Here is a 2,204-nt window from a genome sequence, read left to right as displayed (position 1 = left end):
TCCGCCGGACGACCCGACACCGTCAGACCGAACATCACATCGTTCTCACCGCTATACCGCGACAGCAGCAGCGCCCAGCCCGCCTGAACGACCGTGCCCAGCGTCACCCGAGCCCGCCGTGCCAGCGCCACCAGCGCATCGGTCACCTCGTCCGACAGCTCGACCCGCAGGCGCCCCTGCGCCCAGTGCTCAGCGACCTGCCGATCCACCGGCAACGCCGTCGGCGTCTCGAACCCGGCCAGATACTCCCGCCAGAACGCCTCCGCCTCACTCGACTCCTGCCGCTGCAACCACGCGACGAAGTCCCGGTACGCGCCTGCCGGAGGGAGCGCCGGCTGTTCATCACGGCACAGTGCCTCGTAGGACCGAGTGACTTCCTCCATCACGACGGGCAGACTCCACCCGTCGCATACACCCTGATACAGGCACCACACCATCCAGTACCGGTCATCACCCCGATCGACCAGATACACCCGCATCAACGGCGGACGCGCCAGATCGAACCCCCGCCCACGATCAGCAGCCAGCAACTCCTCCAACCGCTCCGGCCAATCCCCACCCGCCGACCAATCCACCACCTCGAACGGAACCTCGACCCGGTCATAAACCACCTGAACCGGCTCAGGCACACCCTCCCAAACAAAACCCGTCCGCAGCGCCGCATGCCGCTGCACCACGACATCCCACGCCTGCCGCAACAGCCGCGCATCGAGGGCACCGGTGAACTCGTAGACGCCCTGCGCCCAATACACGCCCCGCCCATCCGCCGGCGCCTCAACCACGTGGAACAGCATCCCCTGCTGCACCGGAGCCAACGGATACACATCCTGAATCCGCCCACCACCCGGCAACGCATCCACCGCCGCCTGATCCAACCTCACCAACGCGAAATCCGACGGCGTGAACCCACCCGCCCCCGGCGACAGACAATGCTCCACCAACGCCCGCAACGCCCGCACATAGCTCTCCGCGACCCGCTCGATCGTCTCGGCACGATGCAGACCCCTGCAGAAGTACCACTCGAACGCCATCTCGCCATCGGCCGTCTGAAACGCCTCAATCTGCAACACATGCGAACCCGTCTCACCACTGGACCCACACAACTCCGGCGACAACTCCCGAACCAGCAGCCCCACCGCCTCATCACCGGCGACGTCAGCACCACCCATGTAATTGAACAGAACCTGCCGATCCGCCACCTGACCCAGCTCACCCGTCACATAACGCAACGCCCCATAACCCACACCACGATCAGGACTACCGCGCAACTGCTCCTTGACCGACTTCAGCACGGTGGCCGGGTCGGCGAGGTCGGGGGCGGCGAGCCTGACCGGGAAGATGGAGGTGAACCAGCCAACTGTCCGTGAAACGTCGACGTCTTCGGCCACCGCCTCCCGGCCGTGGCTCTCCAGATCGATCGTCACCGCACTGTTCCCCGCCCACTCACCCAGCGCCTGCGACAGCCCGGCCAGCAACACATCGTTGATCTGCGTCCGATACGCCCTGTGCACCCGCGTCAGCAACGCCGAAGTCGTCTCGGCATCCAGCGAGACCCGCACGACCTCATCCGTCCCGATATCGCTGACGTGATCGACGGGCACGGTGAAACCGGCCTCAAGCTGCTGAGTCCAGTAAGGGAGCTGCTCGCGCACGCGCTCCGTGCCGGCATAGGCGTGCAGTCGCTCGGCCCACTGCTGGAACGAGGTCGTCTTGGCAGGCAGCGGCTCGCCTCGGTAAGCGCTGTCGAGGTCCTCCAGCAGGACGTTCCACGACACGCCGTCCATCACCAGGTGATGAACAGTGATCCCCAGCCAGCCCGGCTCCTCGCCCCGATCGAAGTAGACCACCCGGATCAACGGCCCATCGGCCAGGCTCAACGACGTCTGCGCGAGCGTCATCCGCTCGGCCACCTGGGCCTCAACCATCCCGACCGCATCCACGACCGAGAAGATCTCCGCCAGCTCGCGCTCAACAATGCGCTGCGCCCAAGCTTCCCGAACCGGGTCATAGACGAACCGGATCCGCAGCGCGTCATGATGCGCCACCACAGCATCCACCGCACGCGCCAACGCCGAGGCATCGGCCCCCTGCGCGAGCTCGAACATGCCCGACCAGTTCCAATGATCCCGATCAGCGATGTCCTGACCGACGAACCAATGCTGGATCGGCGTCAACAACACCGCCCCCGACACCGTCCCCTGCTC

1 protein-coding gene is annotated in these 2,204 nt (G+C 65.9%); it reads right to left on the bottom strand.

All coding sequences use genetic code 11. The features are described 5' to 3' along the window. The coding region (locus DQW85_RS02595) for a condensation domain-containing protein (RefSeq protein ID WP_240196875.1) at positions 1-2,192 on the bottom strand (2,192 nt) is incomplete at its 3' end. Positions 2,193-2,204: the final 12 nt, after the last annotated feature.

Origin of the sequence: Nonomuraea lactucae, from assembly GCF_003313395.1 — a bacterium.
GTDB classification, from domain to species: Bacteria; Actinomycetota; Actinomycetes; order Streptosporangiales; family Streptosporangiaceae; genus Nonomuraea; species Nonomuraea lactucae.
This window is presented reverse-complemented; position numbering and strand designations above follow the sequence as displayed.